This is a genomic window from Streptomyces sp. BE303 (assembly GCF_036290945.1).
Classification (GTDB): domain Bacteria; phylum Actinomycetota; class Actinomycetes; order Streptomycetales; family Streptomycetaceae; genus Kitasatospora.
Genome location: NZ_JAQYWZ010000446.1, coordinates 1 through 515, shown reverse-complemented (window position 1 = coordinate 515; position 515 = coordinate 1). Strand labels below are relative to the sequence as shown.

Sequence of the window (515 nt, the reverse complement as noted above, 5' to 3'; positions counted from 1 at the left end):
CGCTGCGCGGAAGTCCTCCAACATCGGCTACATCAACCGCGAATGGTAGGCGTGGCTGGTCCGCAGACGGCTGGTCTTCCCGCCCCGCTCGCCCGCAGCCTCCGCGACGGCGTCGATCTCGGCTTCCAGGCCCGCGACCACCACGGCCCCAGGGCCGATCACCACCGCAACGTCCACATCCGGGAACGCCGCCAGCTCCTCCGCCTCGGAAGCACCCACCGCGAGCATCGCCCCACCCGCCGGAAGGGCCTGCATCAACCTGCCACGCGCCGCGACCAGCGCCGCCGCATCGCCGAGCGACCGCACCCCGGCCACATGCGCGGCGGCAACCTCACCGATCGAGTGCCCCACCAGCACGTCCGCCCGCACACCCCCGTGCGACAGCAGCGCATGCAACGCCACCTCCACCGCGAACAACGCCGGCTGCGCGTACCCGGTCCGGTGGATCAGCTCCTCGTCCGCCAGCACCTCCGCCTGCGGCTGGTGCAGATCGGCATCCAGGTGCAACGCGACCT

General features: G+C 72.0%; 1 protein-coding gene. It reads right to left on the bottom strand.

Annotated elements, in window-relative coordinates; translation table 11 throughout:
* Positions 1 to 27: 27 nt before the first annotated feature.
* The coding region (locus tag PUR56_RS08740) for an acyltransferase domain-containing protein (protein ID WP_329948457.1) at positions 28 to 515 on the bottom strand (488 nt) is incomplete at its 5' end.